23 protein-coding genes and 1 pseudogene are annotated in these 22,545 nt (G+C 52.3%); 19 read left to right on the plus strand and 5 right to left on the minus strand.

Annotation, left to right across the window (positions count from 1 at the left end; genetic code table 11):
• The first annotated feature begins 205 nt into the window (after positions 1 to 205).
• A complete protein-coding gene (locus HBM92_RS07415) occupies positions 206 to 1,384 on the plus strand; it encodes an MFS transporter (protein WP_000127769.1) in 1,179 nt (392 codons plus the stop codon).
• On the opposite strand, the gene flk is transcribed toward HBM92_RS07415, so the two are convergent.
• Positions 1,381 to 2,376 (minus strand): flagella biosynthesis regulator Flk, encoded by a 996-nt coding sequence (gene flk, locus HBM92_RS07420; RefSeq protein WP_000615818.1) that lies wholly within the window; start codon positions 2,374 to 2,376, stop codon positions 1,381 to 1,383. The two genes, HBM92_RS07415 and flk, sit on opposite strands and share 4 nt — an antisense overlap.
• 98 nt (positions 2,377 to 2,474) lie before the next feature.
• Here flk and pdxB point away from each other — a divergent pair, with 98 nt between their 5' ends.
• The 15 genes and pseudogenes from pdxB (at position 2,475) to hisP (ending at position 16,863) form a co-directional block, all read left to right on the plus strand.
• Positions 2,475 to 3,611, plus strand: a complete 1,137-nt coding sequence (gene pdxB / locus HBM92_RS07425) for a 4-phosphoerythronate dehydrogenase PdxB (RefSeq protein ID WP_000699135.1) — start codon at positions 2,475 to 2,477, stop codon at positions 3,609 to 3,611.
• 65 nt (positions 3,612 to 3,676) lie between these two features.
• Positions 3,677 to 4,690, plus strand: coding sequence for an aspartate-semialdehyde dehydrogenase (locus tag HBM92_RS07430; RefSeq protein ID WP_001289179.1), 1,014 nt, complete (start codon positions 3,677 to 3,679; stop codon positions 4,688 to 4,690).
• Entirely contained in the window at positions 4,690 to 5,502 is an 813-nt protein-coding gene (truA, locus tag HBM92_RS07435) for a tRNA pseudouridine(38-40) synthase TruA (RefSeq protein WP_001283590.1), read from the plus strand. The genes HBM92_RS07430 and truA overlap by 1 nt, the downstream gene beginning before the upstream one ends.
• Before the next feature lie 82 nt (positions 5,503 to 5,584).
• Complete coding sequence (locus HBM92_RS07440) at positions 5,585 to 6,244, plus strand: DedA family protein (RefSeq protein ID WP_000364337.1); 660 nt, start codon at positions 5,585 to 5,587, stop codon at positions 6,242 to 6,244.
• A 155-nt stretch (positions 6,245 to 6,399) separates the two neighbouring features.
• A complete protein-coding gene (gene accD / locus HBM92_RS07445; RefSeq protein ID WP_000118404.1) occupies positions 6,400 to 7,314 on the plus strand; it encodes an acetyl-CoA carboxylase, carboxyltransferase subunit beta in 915 nt (304 codons plus the stop codon).
• 69 nt (positions 7,315 to 7,383) lie between these two features.
• On the plus strand, positions 7,384 to 8,652 hold the full coding sequence (gene folC / locus HBM92_RS07450; protein WP_000584549.1) for a bifunctional tetrahydrofolate synthase/dihydrofolate synthase: 1,269 nt from the start codon (positions 7,384 to 7,386) through the stop codon (positions 8,650 to 8,652).
• Entirely contained in the window at positions 8,642 to 9,304 is a 663-nt protein-coding gene (gene dedD, locus HBM92_RS07455) for a cell division protein DedD (protein WP_000146989.1), read from the plus strand. The genes folC and dedD overlap by 11 nt, the downstream gene beginning before the upstream one ends.
• A 531-nt stretch (positions 9,305 to 9,835) precedes the next feature.
• Positions 9,836 to 10,324, plus strand: a complete 489-nt coding sequence (gene cvpA / locus HBM92_RS07460) for a colicin V production protein (RefSeq protein WP_000262113.1) — start codon at positions 9,836 to 9,838, stop codon at positions 10,322 to 10,324.
• A gap of 36 nt (positions 10,325 to 10,360) precedes the next feature.
• Positions 10,361 to 11,878, plus strand: a complete 1,518-nt coding sequence (purF, locus tag HBM92_RS07465; protein ID WP_000334221.1) for an amidophosphoribosyltransferase — start codon at positions 10,361 to 10,363, stop codon at positions 11,876 to 11,878.
• A gap of 94 nt (positions 11,879 to 11,972) precedes the next feature.
• Complete coding sequence (gene ubiX / locus HBM92_RS07470; protein WP_000825699.1) at positions 11,973 to 12,542, plus strand: flavin prenyltransferase UbiX; 570 nt, start codon at positions 11,973 to 11,975, stop codon at positions 12,540 to 12,542.
• A gap of 265 nt (positions 12,543 to 12,807) precedes the next feature.
• Positions 12,808 to 13,590 (plus strand): annotated as a pseudogene (argT, locus tag HBM92_RS07475) (lysine/arginine/ornithine ABC transporter substrate-binding protein ArgT).
• Between the two features lie 220 nt (positions 13,591 to 13,810).
• The gene (gene hisJ, locus HBM92_RS07480; RefSeq protein ID WP_000737621.1) at positions 13,811 to 14,593 is read left to right on the plus strand and encodes a histidine ABC transporter substrate-binding protein HisJ; all 783 of its coding nucleotides are present in this window, start codon (positions 13,811 to 13,813) and stop codon (positions 14,591 to 14,593) included.
• A gap of 89 nt (positions 14,594 to 14,682) precedes the next feature.
• Complete coding sequence (gene hisQ / locus HBM92_RS07485) at positions 14,683 to 15,369, plus strand: histidine ABC transporter permease HisQ (RefSeq protein ID WP_000965518.1); 687 nt, start codon at positions 14,683 to 14,685, stop codon at positions 15,367 to 15,369.
• Positions 15,366 to 16,082, plus strand: a complete 717-nt coding sequence (locus tag HBM92_RS07490; RefSeq protein WP_000569958.1) for an ABC transporter permease — start codon at positions 15,366 to 15,368, stop codon at positions 16,080 to 16,082. Before hisQ ends, HBM92_RS07490 begins: the two co-directional genes overlap by 4 nt.
• 7 nt (positions 16,083 to 16,089) lie before the next feature.
• Positions 16,090 to 16,863, plus strand: coding sequence for a histidine ABC transporter ATP-binding protein HisP (gene hisP, locus HBM92_RS07495; protein ID WP_001293612.1), 774 nt, complete (start codon positions 16,090 to 16,092; stop codon positions 16,861 to 16,863).
• A gap of 158 nt (positions 16,864 to 17,021) precedes the next feature.
• Here the strand turns inward: hisP and HBM92_RS07500 are convergent, their stop codons facing one another.
• The 3 genes from HBM92_RS07500 to yfcG are packed head-to-tail and all read right to left on the minus strand — an operon-like array spanning position 17,022 to position 19,002.
• Positions 17,022 to 17,915, minus strand: a complete 894-nt coding sequence (locus HBM92_RS07500; RefSeq protein ID WP_001028318.1) for a TIGR01777 family oxidoreductase — start codon at positions 17,913 to 17,915, stop codon at positions 17,022 to 17,024.
• A gap of 20 nt (positions 17,916 to 17,935) precedes the next feature.
• On the minus strand, positions 17,936 to 18,298 hold the full coding sequence (gene folX / locus HBM92_RS07505; RefSeq protein ID WP_000068457.1) for a dihydroneopterin triphosphate 2'-epimerase: 363 nt from the start codon (positions 18,296 to 18,298) through the stop codon (positions 17,936 to 17,938).
• A gap of 56 nt (positions 18,299 to 18,354) precedes the next feature.
• Complete coding sequence (gene yfcG / locus HBM92_RS07510) at positions 18,355 to 19,002, minus strand: GSH-dependent disulfide bond oxidoreductase (RefSeq protein WP_000566505.1); 648 nt, start codon at positions 19,000 to 19,002, stop codon at positions 18,355 to 18,357.
• A gap of 135 nt (positions 19,003 to 19,137) precedes the next feature.
• Here yfcG and yfcF point away from each other — a divergent pair, with 135 nt between their 5' ends.
• From yfcF to yfcD, 3 genes are read left to right on the plus strand one after another with little or no spacing between them, the layout of a single operon-like run.
• Entirely contained in the window at positions 19,138 to 19,782 is a 645-nt protein-coding gene (gene yfcF / locus HBM92_RS07515; RefSeq protein ID WP_000042428.1) for a glutathione transferase, read from the plus strand.
• 55 nt (positions 19,783 to 19,837) lie between these two features.
• Positions 19,838 to 20,389, plus strand: coding sequence for a phosphodiesterase (yfcE, locus tag HBM92_RS07520; RefSeq protein ID WP_000772452.1), 552 nt, complete (start codon positions 19,838 to 19,840; stop codon positions 20,387 to 20,389).
• Positions 20,390 to 20,446: 57 nt separating this feature from the next.
• Positions 20,447 to 20,989: an NUDIX hydrolase YfcD gene (gene yfcD, locus HBM92_RS07525; RefSeq protein ID WP_000437935.1), complete on the plus strand. Its 543-nt coding sequence runs from the start codon at positions 20,447 to 20,449 to the stop codon at positions 20,987 to 20,989.
• A gap of 32 nt (positions 20,990 to 21,021) precedes the next feature.
• On the opposite strand, the gene yfcC is transcribed toward yfcD, so the two are convergent.
• Positions 21,022 to 22,542 (minus strand): putative basic amino acid antiporter YfcC, encoded by a 1,521-nt coding sequence (gene yfcC / locus HBM92_RS07530; RefSeq protein WP_001274489.1) that lies wholly within the window; start codon positions 22,540 to 22,542, stop codon positions 21,022 to 21,024.
• Positions 22,543 to 22,545 lie beyond the last annotated feature (3 nt).

Raw genomic sequence — 22,545 nt, forward strand, 5'->3', positions numbered from 1 at the left:
CCTCCGGCACTAACGCAAAAGGGAACCCGATGGTTCCCTTTTTCACATCATTGACAATCGCCGCCAGTTCCAGGCAAACTTCCCGCTTTGTCGATTTCCTTCAGAAAAGACGTACGCGTTAAATCCTGCCAACGCACCGTAACCCTGAAATCAGAGAGATGAGACGGGGATACTCCTCGCCTTGCGCTGCATTCTGGAGTAATGCATGACTGCTGTAAGCCAAACCGAAACACGATCTTCTGCCAATTTTTCGCTCTTTCGCATCGCTTTTGCGGTTTTTCTCACCTACATGACCGTAGGTTTACCGTTGCCGGTTATCCCGCTGTTTGTTCATCATGAACTGGGCTATGGCAACACTATGGTCGGCATTGCCGTCGGGATTCAGTTTCTGGCTACGGTGCTGACGCGTGGTTACGCCGGGCGACTGGCCGATCAATATGGCGCAAAACGTTCGGCGCTTCAGGGGATGTTAGCTTGTGGTCTGGCGGGGGGCGCGTTGCTGCTGGCGGCGATTTTGCCCGTCCCCGCACCGTTCAAATTTGCTCTGTTGGTCGTCGGGCGTTTGATTCTTGGCTTTGGTGAAAGCCAGTTACTGACGGGCGCTCTGACCTGGGGATTAGGCATCGTTGGGCCAAAACATTCCGGCAAAGTGATGTCATGGAACGGAATGGCTATTTACGGTGCCCTCGCTGTTGGTGCGCCGCTTGGCCTGTTGATTCATAGCCATTACGGTTTTGCCGCACTGGCGCTCACCACAATGGCATTACCCTTACTGGCGTGGGCCTGTAACGGCACAGTGCGCAAAGTACCGGCCCTGGCGGGGGAACGTCCATCGCTGTGGAGCGTTGTCGGGCTTATCTGGAAACCAGGGTTAGGTCTGGCACTACAAGGCGTTGGTTTTGCGGTTATCGGGACTTTCGTTTCGCTCTACTTTGCCAGCAAAGGATGGGCGATGGCGGGCTTTACTCTTACCGCGTTTGGCGGCGCATTTGTCGTGATGCGCGTCATGTTTGGCTGGATGCCGGACCGTTTTGGCGGCGTGAAAGTGGCGATCGTCTCTCTGCTTGTAGAAACCGTGGGCTTGTTGCTGCTCTGGCAAGCACCAGGGGCGTGGGTCGCATTAGCGGGCGCGGCGTTAACTGGAGCCGGATGTTCGCTTATCTTTCCTGCGCTGGGCGTGGAGGTGGTTAAACGCGTCCCCTCACACGTTCGCGGCACCGCACTGGGTGGTTACGCCGCGTTTCAGGATATCGCCCTCGGCGTCTCCGGGCCGCTTGCGGGAATGCTGGCGACCACGTTTGGTTACTCTTCGGTATTTCTTGCCGGGGCGATCTCTGCGGTGCTGGGAATTATTGTCACGATACTGTCGTTTCGTCGGGGTTAACGAACCAGCCAGACCAGCATCAGGATAATCGCGACTAACAGTATCCACAGCGCGGGACGCGTTGCCATATTTTGCAACGTGTCCATCATCGGTGGAAAAGGATTAAGCAGCGGTTGCATATCACGCGGTTCAATCCCTTTAACCCGCCGTTGATAAAGCTGGTTAAGAATATCCTCGGCCTGGGAAGAAGAAAGCGATGATTGCGCAGAAAGGCCATATTTTTGTTGGATATATGTCGATAACGCCGCCAGTTCACTGGCATCTAAAGGTTGTTTTAGCGCCATCTGTAGTGATTCCAGTGTCGGCGTATTTTGCTGGCTTAGCGTCTGACGCGCCTGTAGCCAGGTCACCAGATGGTTAAACAGTTTCGCTGGAATTAACTCGCCATCTTTCACCCCGGAAAGTTCCAGCATCGATTGCCAGATCTGTTTGCTGGGTTCCCCCGTTGCTGCCGCAAGTTTGGTCACCAGCTGTTTGAGCGCATTGTGCTCCGCCGGTAATAAAGGACGGTCGGTCGCCTCGCGCTGCTGTGGTTGCGGAATAACCATCTTCCCTTCCTGCAACAGGGTGAGAATGGTTTTTAATTGCTCCGGTGAGAGCTGATTCAGCGGCGTCTGACCAAAGTTATGACGGATATAATCCGTGACCGCCTGACGATTATTCCCCAGACGTAAATACTCCCCTAATTGCGCTAAAAGCTGGCGGGCAGAATGGCTTTTCTGCGCGGCCAACAGACGTTGCGCCAGATTATGCTCAGCGGCAGGGAAGTGACGCGAAAGCAGCGGTGAATCTCCCGACAGACCAATATCGTGCCTGATACCCGCCCACAGTTCTGCTCTTTGTTGTTGCGTCAGTGAGGTCACTTTCGTCATTAAGCTTTCCAGCGAAGTACGTTGCTGACTGGATAAAGGCTGATTGCCCGCGCCAGACGGCAGGTTATCTCCCTGACCTGGTGGTTGCCCAGGAGGAGGGCCGGAAATAGGTTGTATCATTACGTATCCTTATACCTGAAATCTTCGCAAGTATGCCTGGCCGCGAGATTATGGCACACTTGTCTGGTTAACTCTCGTCTCATACAGGTAACACAAACGTGAAAATCCTTGTTGATGAAAATATGCCTTATGCCCGCGACTTATTTAGCCGTTTGGGTGAGGTGACCGCGGTTCCCGGGCGTCCAATTCCCGTCGCTCAACTGGCAGACGCGGATGCGCTTATGGTGCGTTCGGTCACGAAAGTGAATGAATCTTTGCTGGCAGGAAAACCCATTAAATTTGTTGGCACTGCCACCGCGGGGACCGACCATGTCGATGAAGCATGGTTAAAGCAGGCGGGAATTGGTTTTTCCGCTGCACCTGGCTGTAATGCGATTGCGGTAGTGGAATATGTTTTCTCCTCCCTGCTGATGCTTGCCGAACGCGATGGATTTTCACTGCACGAGCGTACCGTGGGGATCGTTGGCGTTGGTAACGTTGGTCGTCGTTTACAGGCGCGACTGGAAGCTTTAGGGATCAAAACCTTACTTTGCGATCCGCCCCGCGCCGACCGTGGGGATGAGGGGGATTTCCGCTCGCTGGATGAATTAGTCCAGCATGCGGATATTCTGACTTTCCATACGCCACTCTTTAAAGATGGTCCGTACAAAACGCTGCATCTGGCGGATGAAAAACTGATCCGCAGCCTGAAACCGGGAGCGATCCTGATTAACGCCTGCCGTGGCGCAGTCGTCGATAATACCGCCCTGCTGACCTGCCTGAACGAAGGCCAGAAGTTAAGCGTAGTGCTGGATGTCTGGGAAGGCGAACCGGAACTTAACGTGGAATTGCTGAAAAAAGTGGATATCGGCACGCCGCATATCGCAGGCTATACCCTGGAAGGTAAAGCACGCGGTACTACGCAAGTGTTTGAAGCTTATAGCAAGTTTATTGGGCATGAACAGCACGTTGCGCTGGATACATTACTGCCCGCGCCAGAGTTTGGTCGCATTACGCTGCATGGCCCGCTCGATCAACCGACGCTGAAAAGGCTGGTGCATTTGGTGTATGATGTGCGCCGCGATGACGCACCGCTGCGTAAAGTCGCCGGGATACCGGGTGAGTTCGATAAACTGCGCAAAAACTATCTTGAGCGCCGTGAATGGTCATCTCTGTATGTGATTTGTGATGACGCCAGTGCGGCATCATTGCTGTGTAAACTGGGTTTTAACGCCGTTCATCATCCGGCACGTTAATCTCTTCTTCATGCTCTCTGCTGTAACATTGGCAGGGAGCTTTGCTATTTCTGGAGTAAACCACCATGTCTGAAGGCTGGAACATTGCCGTCCTGGGCGCAACTGGCGCTGTGGGCGAAGCCCTGCTTGAAACGCTGGCTGAACGTCAGTTCCCGGTTGGGGAAATTTATGCACTGGCACGTAACGAAAGCGCAGGCGAACAACTGCGCTTTGGTGGTAAGACAATCACCGTGCAGGATGCCGCTGAATTCGACTGGACGCAGGCGCAGCTGGCGTTTTTTGTCGCAGGCAAAGAAGCTACCGCTACCTGGGTTGAAGAAGCAACCAACTCAGGTTGTCTGGTGATCGACAGCAGCGGATTGTTTGCTCTCGAACCCGACGTACCGCTGGTGGTGCCGGAAGTAAACCCGTTTGTACTGACCGATTACCGCAACCGGAATGTCATCGCCGTACCAGACAGTCTGACCAGCCAGCTGCTGGCGGCACTGAAACCGCTAATTGATCAGGGCGGTTTATCACGTATCAGCGTTACCAGCCTGATTTCAGCCTCCGCCCAGGGCAAAAAAGCGGTCGATGCGTTAGCGGGGCAGAGTGCTAAATTACTCAATGGCATTCCGATTGACGAAGAAGATTTCTTCGGGCGTCAGCTGGCGTTCAACATGCTGCCGTTACTGCCGGATAGCGAAGGTAGCGTGCGTGAAGAACGTCGTATCGTTGACGAAGTACGCAAAATCCTGCAGGACGAAGGGCTGATGATTTCGGCAAGCGTCGTCCAGGCACCGGTATTCTACGGTCATGCCCAGATGGTCAACTTTGAAGCACTGCGTCCGCTGGCGGCAGAAGAAGCGCGTGATGCGTTTGCTCAGGGCGAAGATATTGTGCTCTCTGAAGAGAACGAATTCCCGACTCAGGTAGGAGATGCTTCTGGTACGCCGCATCTTTCCGTTGGCTGCATACGTAATGACTACGGTATGCCGGAGCAAGTTCAGTTCTGGTCGGTGGCCGATAACGTTCGCTTTGGCGGCGCGCTGATGGCAGTAAAAATCGCCGAGAAACTGGTGCAGGAGTATCTGTACTAATGTCCGACCAGCAACAACCGCCAGTTTATAAAATTGCGCTGGGCATTGAGTACGACGGCAGTAAGTATTACGGCTGGCAACGGCAGAACGAAGTCCGCAGTGTGCAGGAGAAGCTGGAAAAGGCGCTCTCCCAGGTGGCGAACGAACCGATCACCGTCTTCTGCGCCGGGCGTACTGACGCAGGGGTACACGGCACCGGGCAGGTTGTGCATTTCGAAACGACCGCGCAGCGCAAAGACGCTGCGTGGACGTTGGGCGTAAATGCGAATTTACCTGGTGACATCGCCGTGCGTTGGGTTAAAGCTGTACCTGATGATTTTCATGCCCGATTTAGCGCCACGGCTCGCCGTTATCGCTACATCATCTACAATCATCGGCTGCGCCCGGCGGTATTGAGTAAAGGGGTAACCCATTTTTACGAACCGCTGGACGCTGAACGGATGCATCGGGCTGCGCAATGCTTGCTGGGCGAGAATGATTTCACCTCGTTCCGTGCGGTGCAGTGCCAGTCCCGGACCCCGTGGCGCAACGTTATGCATATTAATGTCACGCGTCACGGTCCTTATGTGGTGGTAGATATCAAAGCGAATGCCTTTGTACATCATATGGTCAGGAATATTGTCGGCAGCCTGATGGAAGTCGGTGCCCACAACCAGCCGGAGAGCTGGATAGCAGAGTTGCTGGCGGCAAAGGACAGAACGCTGGCGGCAGCAACGGCAAAAGCGGAAGGGCTATATCTGGTCGCGGTGGATTACCCTGACCGATATGATCTTCCAAAACCGCCAATGGGCCCGCTATTTCTGGCGGACTAACGAGAATAATGCTCGGAACATTTCAGGCTGTAGCCAACGTAGTTACAGCCTGATAGATGACGAGTACAAGGCATAGGCAAATATGGACCTGATTTATTTCCTCATCGATTTTATCCTGCACATTGACGTGCATCTGGCAGAGCTGGTCGCGGAGTACGGCGTCTGGGTTTATGCCATTTTGTTCTTAATTTTGTTCTGTGAAACCGGTCTGGTGGTAACGCCGTTTTTACCGGGTGATTCATTGCTGTTTGTTGCCGGAGCGTTGGCATCACTGGAGACCAACGATCTCAACGTCCATATGATGGTGGTGCTGATGCTGATCGCCGCGATTGTGGGTGACGCGGTCAATTACACTATCGGGCGGTTGTTCGGTGAAAAGTTATTCAGTAATCCCAATTCGAAAATTTTCCGTCGCAGTTATCTCGACAAAACCCATCAGTTTTATGAGAAACATGGCGGCAAAACGATTATTCTCGCCCGTTTTGTGCCGATCGTCAGAACGTTCGCCCCGTTTGTTGCGGGAATGGGCCACATGTCGTACCGTCATTTCGCCGCTTATAACGTGATTGGCGCACTGTTGTGGGTACTGCTTTTTACCTACGCAGGCTATTTCTTCGGCACGCTCCCCTTCATTCAGAGCAACCTTAAACTGATGATTGTTGGCATTATTTTTGTTTCAATATTGCCAGGTGTTTTCGAATTTATTCGCCACAAACGCGCTGCGGCACGCGCCGCAAAATAAAAAGTAACTCTGCGGTTCGACCACTTTTTTATCCAAAGTTTCGGGCTGTTATGTTTTAATGTGCAACATTCATGGTCTGTTGGGGGCAAAAATGGCATTATGCGTCCCCAAAGATAAAACTGGCATCGAACCAGGTTCAGACAGAAAGGTCCCTAATGAGCTGGATTGAACGAATTAAAAGCAACATTACTCCCACCCGCAAGGCGAGCATTCCTGAAGGGGTGTGGACTAAGTGTGATAGCTGCGGTCAGGTTTTATACCGCGCTGAGCTGGAACGTAATCTTGAGGTCTGTCCGAAGTGTGACCATCACATGCGTATGACAGCGCGTAATCGCCTGCATAGCCTGTTAGATGAAGGAAGCCTTGTGGAGCTGGGTAGCGAGCTTGAGCCGAAAGATGTGCTGAAGTTTCGTGACTCCAAGAAGTATAAAGACCGTCTGGCATCTGCGCAGAAAGAAACCGGCGAAAAAGATGCGCTGGTGGTGATGAAAGGCACTCTGTATGGAATGCCGGTTGTCGCTGCGGCATTCGAGTTCGCCTTTATGGGCGGTTCCATGGGGTCTGTGGTAGGTGCGCGTTTCGTGCGTGCCGTTGAGCAGGCGCTGGAAGATAACTGCCCACTGATCTGCTTCTCCGCCTCTGGTGGCGCACGTATGCAGGAAGCACTGATGTCGCTGATGCAGATGGCGAAAACCTCTGCGGCACTGGCAAAAATGCAGGAGCGCGGCTTGCCGTACATCTCCGTGCTGACCGACCCGACCATGGGCGGTGTTTCTGCAAGTTTCGCCATGCTGGGCGATCTCAACATCGCTGAACCGAAAGCGTTAATTGGCTTTGCCGGTCCGCGAGTTATCGAACAGACCGTTCGCGAAAAACTGCCGCCAGGATTCCAGCGCAGTGAATTCCTGATCGAGAAGGGCGCGATCGACATGATCGTCCGTCGTCCGGAAATGCGCCTGAAACTGGCGAGCATTCTGGCGAAGTTGATGAATCTGCCAGCGCCGAATCCTGAAGCGCCGCGTGAAGGCGTAGTGGTGCCACCGGTACCGGATCAGGAACCTGAGGCCTGATAACTGATAAGGGCAGGGCCACTGGCTCTGCCCTTTTGCTATTCTCACCGTAACGAATCAGCGGATACCATGATTATCAAACGCACTCCTCAAGCCGCGTCGCCTCTGGCTTCGTGGCTTTCTTATCTGGAAAACCTGCACAGTAAAACTATCGATCTCGGCCTTGAGCGCGTGAGCCAGGTCGCGGCGCGTCTTGGCATTCTGAAACCAGCGCCATTTGTGTTTACCGTTGCGGGTACGAATGGCAAGGGCACCACCTGCCGTACGCTGGAGTCGATTCTGATGGCGGCAGGGTACAAAGTGGGCGTCTACAGTTCGCCGCATCTGGTGCGTTATACCGAGCGCGTACGTGTGCAGGGTCAGGAATTGCCGGAATCGGCCCACACCGCTTCTTTTGCGGAGATTGAATCGGCACGCGGTGATATTTCCCTGACCTATTTCGAGTACGGTACGCTCTCGGCGTTGTGGCTGTTCAAGCAGGCACAACTTGACGTAGTGATTCTGGAAGTAGGGCTGGGCGGTCGTCTGGACGCAACCAATATTGTCGATGCCGATGTCGCGGTAGTAACCAGTATTGCGCTGGATCATACCGACTGGCTGGGGCCAGATCGCGAAAGTATTGGTCGCGAGAAAGCAGGTATCTTTCGCAGCGAAAAACCGGCAATTGTCGGTGAGCCGGAAATGCCTTCTACCATTGCTGATGTGGCGCAGGAAAAAGGTGCACTGCTACAACGTCGGGGCGTTGAGTGGAACTATTCCGTCACCGATCATGACTGGACGTTTAGCGATGCTCACGGCACGCTGGAAAATCTGCCGTTGCCGCTTGTCCCGCAACCGAATGCCGCAACGGCGCTGGCGGCACTGCGTGCCAGCGGGCTGGAGGTCAGTGAAAATGCCATTCGCGACGGGATTGCCAGCGCAATTTTGCCGGGACGTTTCCAGATTGTGAGCGAGTCGCCACGCGTTATTTTTGATGTCGCGCATAATCCACATGCGGCGGAATATCTCACCGGGCGTATGAAAGCGCTACCGAAAAACGGGCGCGTGCTGGCGGTTATCGGTATGCTACATGATAAAGATATTGCCGGAACTCTGGCCTGGTTGAAAAGCGTGGTTGATGACTGGTATTGTGCGCCACTGGAAGGGCCGCGCGGTGCCACGGCAGAACAACTGCTTGAGCATTTGGGTAACGGCAAATCATTTGATAGCGTTGCGCAGGCATGGGATGCCGCAATGGCGGACGCTAAAGCGGAAGACACCGTGCTGGTGTGTGGTTCGTTCCACACGGTCGCACATGTCATGGAAGTGATTGACGCGAGGAGAAGCGGTGGCAAGTAAGTTTCAGAATCGGTTAGTGGGTACGATCGTGCTGGTGGCGCTGGGGGTGATTGTACTTCCAGGGCTGCTGGACGGGCAGAAAAAGCATTATCAGGATGAGTTCGCTGCTATCCCGCTGGTGCCGAAAGCGGGCGATCGCGATGAGCCTGATATGATGCCAGCCGCCACCCAGGCGTTGCCGACGCAGCCGCCGGAAGGCGCAGCGGAAGAGGTACGGGCAGGTGATGCCGCAGCACCGTCGCTCGATCCGGCCACTATTGCAGCCAATAACACCGAGTTTGAACCGGAACCTGCACCGGTCGCCCCACCGAAGCCGAAACCGGTGGAGCCGCTTAAGCCAAAGGTTGAAGCACCACCTGCGCCGAAGCCAGAACCGAAGCCGGTTGTGGAAGAAAAAGCAGCGCCAACGGGTAAAGCTTATGTTGTGCAACTGGGCGCGCTGAAAAATGCCGATAAAGTGAATGAGATTGTCGGTAAGTTGCGCGGTGCCGGTTATCGGGTTTATACGTCGCCATCCACGCCAGTGCAGGGTAAAATTACCCGTATTCTGGTTGGGCCGGATGCTTCCAAAGAGAAGCTGAAAGGATCGCTGGGTGAGCTCAAGCAGCTTTCTGGCTTAAGTGGCGTGGTAATGGGCTATACACCGAATTAATACGGTCTTGCCTGATGCGACGCTGGCGCATCTTATCAGGCCTGTGCAGGGGTAGAGCCGTAGGTCGGATAAGGCGTTCACGCCGCATCCGACAGCCGTTGCCTGATGCGACGCCAGCGCGTCTTATCAGGCCTACGCAGGGGTAGAACAGTAGGTCGGATAAGGCGTTCACGCTGCATCCGACAGCCGTTGCCTGATGCGACGCTAGCGCGTCTTATCAGGCCTACGCAGGAGTAGAACCGTAGGTCGGATAAGGCGTTCACGCTGCATCCGACAGCCGTTGCCTGATGTGACGCCAGCGCGTCTTATCAGGCCTGTGCTGGAGCAGAACTGTAGGTCGGATAAGGCGTTCATGCGGCATCCGACACGCATTGCCCGATGCCGCAAAGGCATAAAAAGTCGATGGCGTTGAATATTTTTTCAGCGCCATTTTTATTGATGCGCGGGAAGGAAATCCCTACGCAAACGTTTTCTTTTTCTGTTAGAATGCGCCCCGAACAGGATGACAGGGCGTAAAATCGTGGGACACATATGGTCTGGATTGATTACGCCATAATCGCGGTGATTGCTTTTTCCTCTCTGGTTAGCCTGATCCGCGGCTTTGTTCGTGAAGCGTTATCGCTGGTGACATGGGGTTGTGCTTTCTTTGTTGCCAGTCATTACTACACTTACCTGTCAGTCTGGTTTACGGGCTTTGAAGACGAACTGGTTCGAAATGGGATTGCCATCGCGGTACTGTTTATCGCTACCCTGATCGTTGGTGCTATCGTGAACTTCGTGATAGGCCAGTTGGTAGAGAAAACGGGGTTGTCAGGCACCGATCGGGTGCTGGGCGTCTGTTTCGGTGCGTTGCGCGGTGTGTTGATTGTTGCCGCCATTCTCTTCTTTCTCGACTCCTTTACCGGGGTGTCGAAAAGCGAAGACTGGAGCAAATCACAGCTGATCCCGCAGTTCAGTTTTATCATCAGATGGTTTTTTGATTATCTGCAAAGCTCGTCAAGTTTCTTGCCCAGAGCGTAAGTGCTCTGAGATGTGGCTTAACGAGGAAAAAGACGTATGTGCGGTATTGTCGGTATCGCCGGTGTTATGCCGGTTAACCAGTCGATTTATGATGCCTTAACGGTGCTTCAGCATCGCGGTCAGGATGCCGCCGGCATCATCACCATAGATGCCAATAACTGCTTCCGTTTGCGTAAAGCGAACGGGCTGGTGAGCGATGTATTTGAAGCTCGCCATATGCAGCGTTTGCAGGGCAATATGGGCATTGGTCATGTGCGTTACCCCACGGCTGGCAGCTCCAGCGCCTCTGAAGCGCAGCCGTTTTACGTTAACTCTCCGTATGGCATTACGCTTGCCCACAACGGCAATCTGACCAACGCTCACGAGTTGCGTAAAAAACTGTTTGAAGAAAAACGCCGCCACATCAACACCACTTCCGACTCGGAAATTCTGCTCAATATTTTCGCAAGCGAACTGGACAACTTCCGCCATTACCCGCTGGAAGCCGACAACATTTTCGCCGCCATCGCTGCTACAAACCGCTTAATCCGCGGCGCGTATGCCTGTGTGGCGATGATCATCGGCCACGGTATGGTTGCTTTCCGCGATCCTAACGGGATTCGTCCGCTGGTACTGGGAAAACGTGATATTGACGAGAACCGCACAGAATATATGGTCGCTTCCGAAAGCGTTGCGCTCGATACGCTGGGCTTTGATTTCCTGCGTGACGTCGCGCCGGGCGAAGCGATTTACATCACTGAAGAAGGACAGTTGTTTACCCGTCAATGTGCTGACAATCCGGTCAGCAATCCGTGCCTGTTTGAGTATGTATACTTTGCCCGCCCGGACTCGTTCATCGACAAAATTTCCGTTTACAGCGCGCGCGTGAATATGGGCACCAAACTGGGCGAAAAAATTGCCCGCGAATGGGAAGATCTGGATATCGACGTGGTGATCCCTATTCCGGAAACCTCGTGTGATATCGCGCTGGAAATTGCGCGTATTCTGGGCAAACCGTACCGCCAGGGCTTCGTTAAAAACCGTTATGTTGGCCGCACCTTCATCATGCCGGGTCAGCAGCTGCGTCGTAAGTCCGTGCGCCGTAAACTGAACGCCAACCGCGCCGAGTTCCGCGATAAAAACGTCCTGCTGGTCGACGACTCTATCGTCCGTGGCACCACTTCTGAGCAGATTATCGAGATGGCACGCGAAGCCGGAGCGAAGAAAGTGTACCTCGCTTCTGCGGCACCGGAAATTCGCTTCCCGAACGTTTACGGTATCGATATGCCGAGCGCCACGGAACTGATCGCTCACGGTCGCGAAGTAGATGAAATTCGCCAGATCATCGGTGCTGACGGGTTGATTTTCCAGGATCTGAACGATCTGATCGAAGCCGTTCGCGCTGAAAACCCGGATATCCAGCAGTTTGAATGCTCGGTGTTCAACGGCGTCTACGTCACCAAAGACGTTGATCAGGGCTACCTCGATTTCCTTGATACTTTACGTAATGACGACGCCAAAGCAGTGCAACGTCAGAACGAAGTGGAAAATCTCGAAATGCATAACGAAGGATGATGCCTTCACTCAGGGTGCCGGTCTGGCACCCTGACTTGCAACTCCCGCCGAAATCCTGCAAAGTCTGCCTGCAAGTCTGACAGGGCAACTATTTATGAAACGACTCATTGTAGGCATCAGCGGTGCCAGCGGCGCGATTTATGGCGTGCGTTTATTACAGGTTCTGCGCGATGTCACAGATATCGAAACGCATCTGGTAATGAGCCAGGCGGCGCGCCAGACCTTATCCCTCGAAACGGATTTTTCCCTGCGCGAAGTGCAGGCGTTAGCTGATGTGACACACGATGCGCGCGATATTGCTGCCAGCATTTCTTCCGGTTCTTTCCAGACGTTGGGGATGGTGATTTTACCCTGTTCAATCAAAACCCTGTCCGGCATTGTCCATAGCTATACTGATGGCTTACTGACCCGTGCGGCAGATGTGGTGCTGAAAGAACGTCGCCCGTTGGTGCTCTGCGTGCGTGAAACGCCACTGCACTTAGGCCATCTGCGTTTAATGACTCAGGCGGCAGAAATCGGTGCGGTGATTATGCCTCCCGTTCCGGCGTTTTATCATCGCCCACAATCCCTTGATGATGCGATAAATCAGACGGTTAATCGTGTTCTTGACCAGTTTGCGGTAACCCTTCCTGAAGATCTCTTTGCCCGCTGGCAGGGCGCATAACTCCGCTGTTGCCCTGTTTCAGGGCAATTTTGCAACCGCGATCAAATCCTCGACATTTTGTTTCTGCCATTCAATCGAAACGCTGCGATTCAACCGCTATACCTGCTATCTTCAACTTTAGGACAATAATGCAACGTCTTATTAACATATTTAACGTTGAATGTTACTGCTGTCGTCAAGATGGCATAAGACCTGCATGAAAGAGCCTGCAAACACACAACACAATACACAACATAAAAAAGCCATTTTCACTTGAGGGTTATGTATGAAGAAGTCGATTCTCGCTCTGTCTTTGTTAGTCGGTCTCTCCGCAGCGGCTTCCAGCTATGCGGCGCTACCGGAGACGGTACGTATCGGAACCGATACCACCTATGCGCCGTTCTCGTCGAAAGATGCTAAAGGTGATTTTGTTGGCTTTGATATCGATCTCGGTAACGAGATGTGCAAACGGATGCAGGTGAAATGTACCTAGGTTGCCAGCGACTTTGACGCGCTGATCCCCTCACTGAAAGCGAAAAAAATCGACGCCATTATTTCGTCGCTCTCCATTACCGATAAACGTCAGCAGGAGATTGCTTTCTCCGACAAGTTGTACGCCGCAGATTCTCGTTTGATTGCCGCCAAAGGTTCACCGATTCAGCCAACGCTGGATTCACTGAAAGGTAAACATGTTGGTGTGCTGCAGGGATCAACCCAGGAAGCATACGCTAACGAGACCTGGCGTAGCAAAGGCGTGGATGTGGTGGCCTATGCCAACCAGGATTTAGTCTATTCCGATCTGGCTGCAGGACGTCTGGATGCTGCGTTACAAGATGAAGTTGCTGCCAGCGAAGGTTTCCTTAAGCAACCCGCCGGTAAAGATTTCGCCTTTGCAGGCCCATCAGTGAAAGACAAAAAATACTTCGGTGACGGCACCGGTGTAGGGCTGCGTAAAGATGATGCTGAACTGACGGCTGCGTTTAATAAGGCGCTTGGCGAGCTGCGTCAGGACGGTACCTACGACAAGATGGCGAAAAAGTATTTCGACTTTAATGTCTACGGTGACTGATACGTCGCAGGGAAGCTGTACCTGATGGAATGATCATCATGGTGCACGCCAGGTTTGTTGCACTATCGTGGTGCATTGAAATGCATACTTAAGCATTTTTAATGAAAAATAATACGTCTAGCGGGGCGGGATATTTTGCCTTGATGGTCAATTTTATGGCACGATAAGTGTAACAAACCTGTAAATATTCCCGATAAAAAGACTGTCAGTTGAGGACATTATGAAAAAACTGGTGCTATCGCTCTCTCTGGTTCTGGCCTTCTCCAGCGCAACTGCGGCATTTGCTGCGATTCCGCAAAACATCCGCATCGGTACCGATCCGACCTATGCGCCATTTGAATCAAAAAATTCACAAGGTGAACTGGTTGGCTTCGATATCGATCTGGCGAAGGAGTTGTGCAAACGCATCAATACGCAATGTACGTTTGTCGAAAACCCACTGGATGCGTTAATCCCGTCCTTAAAAGCGAAGAAGATTGACGCCATCATGTCATCGCTTTCCATTACGGAAAAACGTCAGCAAGAAATAGCCTTCACCGACAAACTGTACGCTGCCGATTCTCGTCTGGTGGTGGCGAAAAATTCCGACATTCAGCCGACAGTCGAATCGCTGAAAGGCAAACGGGTAGGCGTATTGCAGGGCACCACCCAGGAGACGTTCGGTAACGAACACTGGGCACCAAAAGGCATTGAAATCGTTTCTTATCAGGGGCAGGACAATATTTATTCTGACCTGACTGCCGGACGTATTGATGCCGCGTTCCAGGATGAGGTCGCAGCCAGCGAAGGTTTCCTCAAACAACCCGTCGGTAAAGATTACAAATTCGGTGGCCCGTCTGTTAAAGATGAAAAACTGTTTGGCGTAGGGACCGGCATGGGCCTGCGTAAAGAAGATAACGAACTGCGCGAGGCACTGAACAAAGCCTTTGCCGAAATGCGCGCTGACGGTACTTACGAGAAATTAGCGAAAAAGTACTTCGATTTTGATGTTTATGGTGGTTAATCGCCATCGGTGAAAGAAAGCCCGCTCCCTTCGGGTATCCGGAGGGAGACAAGAGGCGGTAATTCACCACACACGACAGGACAGGCAGCATGTTGTATGGGTTTTCAGGTGTTATTTTACAGGGTGCGCTCGTCACGCTGGAGCTGGCTATCAGCTCTGTAGTGCTCGCTGTAATCATCGGTTTAATTGGCGCTGGCGGTAAGCTCTCACAAAATCGGCTTTCGGGCCTTATTTTCGAAGGGTACACCACGCTGATTCGAGGCGTGCCGGATTTAGTATTGATGCTGCTGATTTTCTACGGTTTGCAGATTGCGCTAAACACGGTGACGGAGGCGATGGGCGTCGGGCAGATTGATATTGATCCGATGGTCGCAGGTATTATCACTCTCGGTTTTATCTACGGTGCTTATTTTACCGAAACGTTTCGTGGCGCGTTTATGGCAGTGCCGAAAGGACATATAGAGGCGGCGACGGCGTTCGGTTTTACTCGTGGGCAAGTGTTTCGGCGGATCATGTTTCCGGCGATGATGCGTTACGCCCTGCCAGGCATTGGCAACAACTGGCAGGTGATCCTCAAATCTACCGCACTGGTTTCGTTACTCGGCCTGGAAGATGTGGTCAAAGCCACGCAACTGGCAGGCAAAAGTACCTGGGAACCGTTCTATTTCGCTATCGTCTGTGGCGTGATTTATCTTGTTTTCACCACCGTTTCCAATGGTGTGCTGCTGTTCCTTGAGCGCCGCTACTCCGTGGGTGTGAAGAGGGCTGACCTGTGATCGAAATCTTACATGAATACTGGAAACCACTGCTGTGGACTGACGGTTATCGCTTTACTGGCGTGGCGATCACCCTGTGGCTGCTGATTTTGTCGGTAGTGATAGGCGGAGTTCTGGCGCTGTTTCTGGCGATTGGTCGCGTCTCAAGTAATAAATACATCCAGTTTCCAATCTGGTTATTTACCTATATTTTTCGCGGTACGCCGCTGTATGTTCAGTTGCTGGTGTTCTATTCCGGCATGTACACGCTGGAGATTGTTAAGGGAACCGAGTTCCTTAACGCCTTTTTTCGCAGTGGTCTGAACTGTACCGTGCTGGCGCTGACGCTTAACACCTGCGCTTACACTACCGAGATTTTTGCCGGGGCAATCCGTTCAGTGCCGCATGGGGAAATTGAAGCCGCCAGAGCCTATGGCTTCTCGACCTTTAAAATGTATCGCTGCATTATTTTGCCTTCTGCGCTGCGTATTGCGTTACCGGCGTACAGCAACGAAGTGATCCTGATGCTGCACTCTACTGCGCTGGCATTTACTGCCACGGTGCCGGATCTGCTGAAAATTGCCCGCGATATTAACGCCGCCACATATCAACCTTTTACCGCTTTCGGCATTGCCGCGGTGCTCTATTTAATCATCTCTTATGTCCTGATCAGCCTCTTTCGTAGAGCTGAAAAACGCTGGTTGCAGCATGTGAAACCTTCTTCAACGCACTGAGAATACGATGTCCGAGAATAAATTAAACGTTATCGATTTGCACAAACGCTACGGCGAACACGAAGTGCTGAAAGGGGTCTCATTGCAAGCGAATGCCGGAGATGTCATAAGCATCATCGGATCGTCGGGATCGGGTAAAAGTACCTTTCTGCGCTGCATTAACTTCCTCGAAAAACCGAGCGAAGGATCGATCGTGGTCAATGGCCAGACGATCAATCTGGTGCGCGATAAAGACGGTCAACTCAAAGTCGCCGATAAAAATCAGCTGCGCTTATTGCGCACACGCCTGACGATGGTATTCCAGCACTTCAATCTCTGGAGCCATATGACGGTGCTGGAAAACGTCATGGAAGCGCCGATTCAGGTGTTGGGCCTGAGCAAGCAGGAAGCGCGCGAGCGGGCGGTGAAATATCTGGCAAAAGTCGGGATAGACGAACGTGCGCAGGGGAAATACCCGGTACACCTGTCCGGTGGTCAGCAACAGCGTGTTTCTATCGCGCGGGCGCTAGCGATGGAACCGGAAGTTTTACTGTTTGATGAACCTACTTCAGCGCTCGATCCTGAACTGGTAGGCGAAGTGTTGCGTATTATGCAGCAACTGGCAGAAGAGGGGAAAACCATGGTGGTAGTGACTCACGAAATGGGCTTTGCTCGTCATGTTTCTACTCACGTCATTTTCCTCCATCAGGGGAAAATAGAAGAAGAAGGGGCGCCGGAGCAGTTATTCGGTAACCCGCAAAGCCCTCGTCTGCAACAGTTCCTTAAAGGTTCGCTGAAATAATTTCCTCTCCGGTGGTTAACGCTGCCGGAGTATTTCATGGGGAATTTGCGAGTCCGCTTCCGCTGAAATGTAAAAGTTGCAGTCCGCTAAAAATAGTTCTGAATTATCTATATTTATTCATCAGCGTTTCCGCTGGTGGATGTTTGCAGTAAACCACATCAGCGAACGACATCCGCCAGCGCCTCTTCTAAATCGTACCAGCGAAACGCAAAACCCGCTTCTTCCAGCTTTTTTGGCAGCGTGCGTTGACCGCCTAATACCAGAACTGAAGATTCGCCCATTAACAACCGAATGGCGGTCGCAGGGACGCGCAAAATGGCCGGGCGATGCAGCGCATGACCCAGTGCATGGGCAAATTGTTCATTGCGCACCGGGTAGGGCGAAACCATATTAAATGGCCCGCGCAGCTCTTTATCCAGCAGCCAGAGAATACCGTTGACCATATCATCAATATGAATCCAGGCCAGATACTGCCGACCAGAGCCAATCGGCCCGCCCAGGCCAAAACGAAATGGCGGCAGCATTTTACCGAGAATACCGCCATCCGGTGCCAGCACTACGCCGGTACGCAGCAGGCACACTCGCGTTTTGTCACTTTGTGCCCGGCAGGCAATTTCTTCCCAGCGGGCGCAGAGTTTATGGGTAAATTCGTTATGCGGCGGTTCCTCTTCGGTAACCACCACTTCACCTAAGTCGCCATAATAGCCCGTTGCCGAGCCGGAAATGAGTACCGACGGCGGCGTGTCGCTGGCATTAATCAAATCGACCAGTTTTTGCGTGATATTCCAGCGGCTTTGGCAGAGACGCTCTTTTTGCTCGTGAGTCCAGCGTTTATCAGCAATCGGCTCTCCGGCCAGGTTGATTACCGCATCAACGCCGTTGAGGTTACTTTGATCGGCAAGCCCTTGCCATAGTGTCACCCGAGGGCCGAGAACAGAACTGGCTTTCTGCGGGTTACGCGTCATTACCGTGATTTGATGGCCCAGCTCCAGCAAACGTGGAATCAAATGGCGACCAATTAATCCCGTCCCTCCGGTGATCACTATGTTCATGCAGCCTCCCGATATGGCGGTTAACGCTGCCAGCTTAAGGTCATGGATACCGAATCGGCGTAGCGCAGCGCGTGCAGTTTATCGATCTCCACTTCAGCATACGTCACCCAGTGATGTTCACGTGCGATATCGAGCACATCCTGAGTTAATTTTTCCAGCAAAGAGAAACGGTTATTCTCTACATGCTGAATAATGTTTTTCGTTACGGTGCGATAATTCAGCGCATCGTTGATATCTTCGCTAGTGCGCGCTTTATCGGCGGGGTAGTGGATAGTCACATTGATAACAATATCCTGACGGTTGTTAATTTCTTCTTCCTTAATTCCGATAAACGTACGCAAACGAAGGTTCTTTATACGAATAATAGCGGCAGGTTGTGCCATTGCAGGTTCTCCGTTGTTTTACTTAGGATGAAATAATACACGAGAACCTGTTTCTGTTAACTATCCGAACGCTCATCACCGTGTTGTGCTTTTAGCAGTGCCTGCCCGGTGGCAGGGCGCGAACGGATCCGCTCATGCCAGTTCTTGACTGCCGGATACATTGCGAGGTCAATTCGCTGGCGAGTCCAGGCATTAACCCACGGCCAGCAGGCAATATCCGCAATGCTGTAGTTCTCGCCTCCCAGCCAGGGCGAATTTTCCAGCCGCTTGTTCAGTACATGGTACAGACGCTGAGTTTCAACCTGATAACGTTCAATAGCGTAAGGAATGGTTTGGGGGGTTGCGTGATTAAAATGATGATTTTGCCCAAGCATCGGCCCCAGTCCGCCTACCTGCCAGAATAACCACTGTAATGTGACGGCGCGTTCACGCGTTTCATGACTCAAGAAGAGTCCCGTTTTCTCAGCCAGATACAACAAAATGGCACCAGACTCAAAGAGGCTTAGCGGTTCGCCGCCATCGGCTGGAGAATGATCAACAATTGCCGGAATTTTGTTGTTAGGCGAAATGCGCAAAAATTCCGGGCGAAACTGACCTCCTTTCCCCAGGTCTACCTTTATTAAGCGATAATCCAGCCCTGCTTCTTCGAGAAACAGCGTAATTTTGTGACCATTGGGTGTCGGGGCGAAATAGAGATCGATCATTGCAGCTCCGGTTGTCTAATCATCTGAACACCACAAGTATAGAAAGCGCGGCGACTTGCGTGAGTATTCGTCACGTGACAGTGACAAAAAGGCTCTATAGTTTGATAGCAAGCCCCCTTTATTGCCGAGGACATAATGAGTAAACCCGCTATCACGCTTTGGTCAGATGCCCATTTTTTCTCCCCTTATGTGTTATCCGCCTGGGTGGCGTTGCAGGAGAAAGGCCTGTCGTTTCATATCAAGACCATCGACCTCGACAGCGGTGAACATTTGCAGCCGGCGTGGCAAGGTTACGGTCAGACACGCCGTGTGCCGTTATTACAGATCGATGATTTTGAGTTGAGTGAATCTTCTGCCATTGCGGAGTATCTGGAAGATCGATTTGCGCCACCGACCTGGGAACGTATTTATCCGCTTGATTTAGAAAATCGTGCGCGTGCACGACAGATTCAGGCTTGGTTGCGCAGCGATCTGATGCCCATCCGCGAAGAACGCCCGGCGGATGTTGTCTTTGCGGGGGCGAAAAAAGCGCCACTAACGGCCGAGGGAAAAGCCAGTGCAGAGAAATTGTTCGCGATGGCAGAACATTTGTTAGCACTGGGTCAGCCGAATTTATTTGGTGAATGGTGCATTGCTGATACTGATCTGGCGCTAATGATTAACCGCCTGGTACTACATGGCGATGAGGTGCCGGAACGCCTGGTGGATTATGCGACATTCCAGTGGCAGCGAGCGTCTGTCCAGCGTTTTATTGCACTTTCGGCGAAGCAATCTGGCTGATAGCAACGACAGAATCCAGTATCATAGCTTACGTTTTTTCGACGAGGAGTGAGTGATGAAACTGATGTTTGCATCGGACATTCATGGGTCGTTACCGGCGACGGAACGTGTTCTGGAGTTGTTTGCCCAAAGCGGTGCCCAGTGGCTGGTGATCCTTGGCGACGTGTTGAATCATGGCCCGCGTAATGCTTTACCGGAGGGTTACGCGCCAGCCAAAGTCGCTGAACGGCTTAATGAAGTGGCACATAAGGTTATCGCTGTGCGCGGCAACTGCGACAGCGAAGTGGATCAAATGCTGCTGCATTTCCCGATAACCGCGCCGTGGCAACAGGTATTACTGGAAAAACAACGTCTGTTTTTGACGCATGGTCATCTTTTTGGCCCGGAAAATCTACCTGCTTTAAACCAGAACGATGTGCTGGTGTACGGTCATACCCATCTGCCAGTGGCAGAACAGCGGGGGGAGATTTTCCACTTCAACCCCGGCTCGGTGAGTATTCCGAAAGGCGGTAATCCGGCGAGTTATGGCATGCTGGATAATGACGTACTTAGTGTAATCGCACTCAATGATCAAAGTATCATTGCGCAGGTCGCGATTAATCCGTAATTTACCCACAACTCAAAATGCGCCGTAAGAGCGCCAGAAAAAGAAGGTTTCCTGATAATGGAACAGCGTCGTTTGGCAAGTACTGAATGGGTGGATATTGTCAATGAAGAGAACGAAGTCATTGCACAAGCCAGCCGGGAACAAATGCGGGCACAGTGTCTGCGTCATCGTGCAACTTATATCGTCGTGCATGATGGCATGGGCAAAATTCTGGTCCAGCGTCGTACCGAGACAAAAGACTTTTTACCCGGCATGTTAGATGCGACCGCAGGCGGTGTAGTCCAGGCCGATGAGCAACTGCTGGAATCCGCGCGTCGCGAAGCGGAAGAAGAGTTGGGCATTGCCGGGGTCCCCTTTGCTGAGCACGGGCAGTTCTATTTCGAAGATAAAAATTGCCGTGTCTGGGGCGCGTTGTTCAGCTGCGTCTCTCACGGTCCCTTCGCTCTACAGGAAGATGAAGTCAGTGAAGTTTGCTGGCTGACGCCGGAAGAAATCACCGCACGCTGCGATGAGTTCACTCCAGACTCGCTGAAAGCGCTGGCGTTGTGGATGAAGCGCAATGCCAAAAATGAAGCCGTAGAGACTGAAACGGCAGAATGAAAAAAGAGCCGCAATTGCGGCTCTTAACATTTTTAGTGGTAGCCCATCAACTGAGCGCCGATCACCACGACGCTGGACATAATAAACAGCAGTCCAAGCAGGGTCGCACCCACCTTCAGCCAGTTACGGAAGTCCACCCGGCAAACACCGAGCGTCGCCATTAACGAAGCTGAGGTTGGGTAAATGATGTGGCTGAAGCCATCACCAAACTGGAACGCCAGCACGGTAACCTGACGGTTAACACCGACCAGATCGCCAAGCGGTGCCAGTAACGGCATGGTTAACGCCGCCTGACCAGAACCGGACGTCACGAAGAAATTAAATACCGCCTGGAAGAGCAACATAAACCAGGCCGCGACCGCGTTATCCAGACCGCTAATGGCATTGGCAATGCTGTTGAGGATGGTATTTAACACGCTGGCATCACCCGCTTCACCATTACCGACCAGCAGCAAAATCCCTTTGGCGAAACCTACCAGCAGGGCAGGGGCGATCATCATTCGCGCCCCTTCGGTGAAGGATGAAGCCATGGTATTAACCGTCATGCCGTTAAGGCGGAAAACAACGCCGATGATGCCAATCACCAGACCCATGGTGAAGAACTGGCTGGCAATTTCAGGAATAAACCAGGCATTAACGATCACGCCCCAAATAACCCAGACCATTACGGCGGTCAGGACAATCAATACCAGCCAGTCACCAAAGGTAAACGGACGTTGTTCAACATCCGCCTGCTTTTCACGAAAGAAGCGGTCGGACTCATGCACGCGTGACAGAAGAGGATTCTTTTTCACTCGTGAGGCGTACACCATGGTAAAGATCAGGCCAATCAGAGTGGCGATAACCCACACCACGATGCGCAACCCGGAGCCAGAAAGCACCGGAACGCCGGCAATACCCTGAGCAACAACCACACAAAACGGGTTCATCCACGAACTGGCAAAACCGATTTGCGTGGCAATATAGGTCACAAGGACGGTGGTAATACTGTCATAGCCCAGCCGGACCATTAGCGGTGCGATGATAATGGCAAAGGCGACGGCCTCTTCTCCCATACCAAATATTGCGCCGCCAAGTGAAAACAGAATAAACAGCGCAGGAATAAAGAGAATTTCATTTCCGCGGGTATGGCGAATAAGCGCCAGGATACCGTTATCAATGGTTCCTGTACGCATCACAATGCCAAACGCGCCGCCAATCACCAGCATAAACATGATGATGCCAACGGCTGTCCCGTATTTCGATCCTGAGGTTAACCCTTCAAACGGGAAGTTCATCAGACCCGGGCGTTCATCGCCCGTCGTGAACAGCTGTACGCGGTGATACTCAGGTTCGCCTGCTTCATTAGTCAGAATGCGAAATGAGTGTGGATCTACGACTTTGCGTGTTTTTGTTTGACCATCAACCTGATACTGCACTTCCTGACTGTCAAACATGCCCACCGGAACTACCCAGGTGGCAAGGCTGGTTAAAATGGCAACAAAAAAGATAATCACCAACGTATCGGGCATTGCCCATCTTCTTGTTGGTTTAGATTCAGTGATTGCGGACATAGC

Source organism: Escherichia sp. E.sYA108, from assembly GCF_011754335.1.
Taxonomy (GTDB): Bacteria; Pseudomonadota; Gammaproteobacteria; order Enterobacterales; family Enterobacteriaceae; genus Escherichia; species Escherichia coli.

Coding starts and splice junctions, on each gene's coding strand:
- HBM92_RS07415 (WP_000127769.1), top strand. CDS start 206: ATGACTGCTGTAAGCCAAACCGAAACACGATCTTCTGCCAATTTTTCG.
- flk (WP_000615818.1), bottom strand. CDS start 2,376: ATGATACAACCTATTTCCGGCCCTCCTCCTGGGCAACCACCAGGTCAG.
- HBM92_RS07430 (WP_001289179.1), top strand. CDS start 3,677: ATGTCTGAAGGCTGGAACATTGCCGTCCTGGGCGCAACTGGCGCTGTG.
- truA (WP_001283590.1), top strand. CDS start 4,690: ATGTCCGACCAGCAACAACCGCCAGTTTATAAAATTGCGCTGGGCATT.
- HBM92_RS07440 (WP_000364337.1), top strand. CDS start 5,585: ATGGACCTGATTTATTTCCTCATCGATTTTATCCTGCACATTGACGTG.
- accD (WP_000118404.1), top strand. CDS start 6,400: ATGAGCTGGATTGAACGAATTAAAAGCAACATTACTCCCACCCGCAAG.
- folC (WP_000584549.1), top strand. CDS start 7,384: ATGATTATCAAACGCACTCCTCAAGCCGCGTCGCCTCTGGCTTCGTGG.
- cvpA (WP_000262113.1), top strand. CDS start 9,836: ATGGTCTGGATTGATTACGCCATAATCGCGGTGATTGCTTTTTCCTCT.
- purF (WP_000334221.1), top strand. CDS start 10,361: ATGTGCGGTATTGTCGGTATCGCCGGTGTTATGCCGGTTAACCAGTCG.
- ubiX (WP_000825699.1), top strand. CDS start 11,973: ATGAAACGACTCATTGTAGGCATCAGCGGTGCCAGCGGCGCGATTTAT.
- hisJ (WP_000737621.1), top strand. CDS start 13,811: ATGAAAAAACTGGTGCTATCGCTCTCTCTGGTTCTGGCCTTCTCCAGC.
- hisQ (WP_000965518.1), top strand. CDS start 14,683: ATGTTGTATGGGTTTTCAGGTGTTATTTTACAGGGTGCGCTCGTCACG.
- hisP (WP_001293612.1), top strand. CDS start 16,090: ATGTCCGAGAATAAATTAAACGTTATCGATTTGCACAAACGCTACGGC.
- HBM92_RS07500 (WP_001028318.1), bottom strand. CDS start 17,915: ATGAACATAGTGATCACCGGAGGGACGGGATTAATTGGTCGCCATTTG.
- folX (WP_000068457.1), bottom strand. CDS start 18,298: ATGGCACAACCTGCCGCTATTATTCGTATAAAGAACCTTCGTTTGCGT.
- yfcG (WP_000566505.1), bottom strand. CDS start 19,002: ATGATCGATCTCTATTTCGCCCCGACACCCAATGGTCACAAAATTACG.
- yfcF (WP_000042428.1), top strand. CDS start 19,138: ATGAGTAAACCCGCTATCACGCTTTGGTCAGATGCCCATTTTTTCTCC.
- yfcE (WP_000772452.1), top strand. CDS start 19,838: ATGAAACTGATGTTTGCATCGGACATTCATGGGTCGTTACCGGCGACG.
- yfcD (WP_000437935.1), top strand. CDS start 20,447: ATGGAACAGCGTCGTTTGGCAAGTACTGAATGGGTGGATATTGTCAAT.
- yfcC (WP_001274489.1), bottom strand. CDS start 22,542: ATGTCCGCAATCACTGAATCTAAACCAACAAGAAGATGGGCAATGCCC.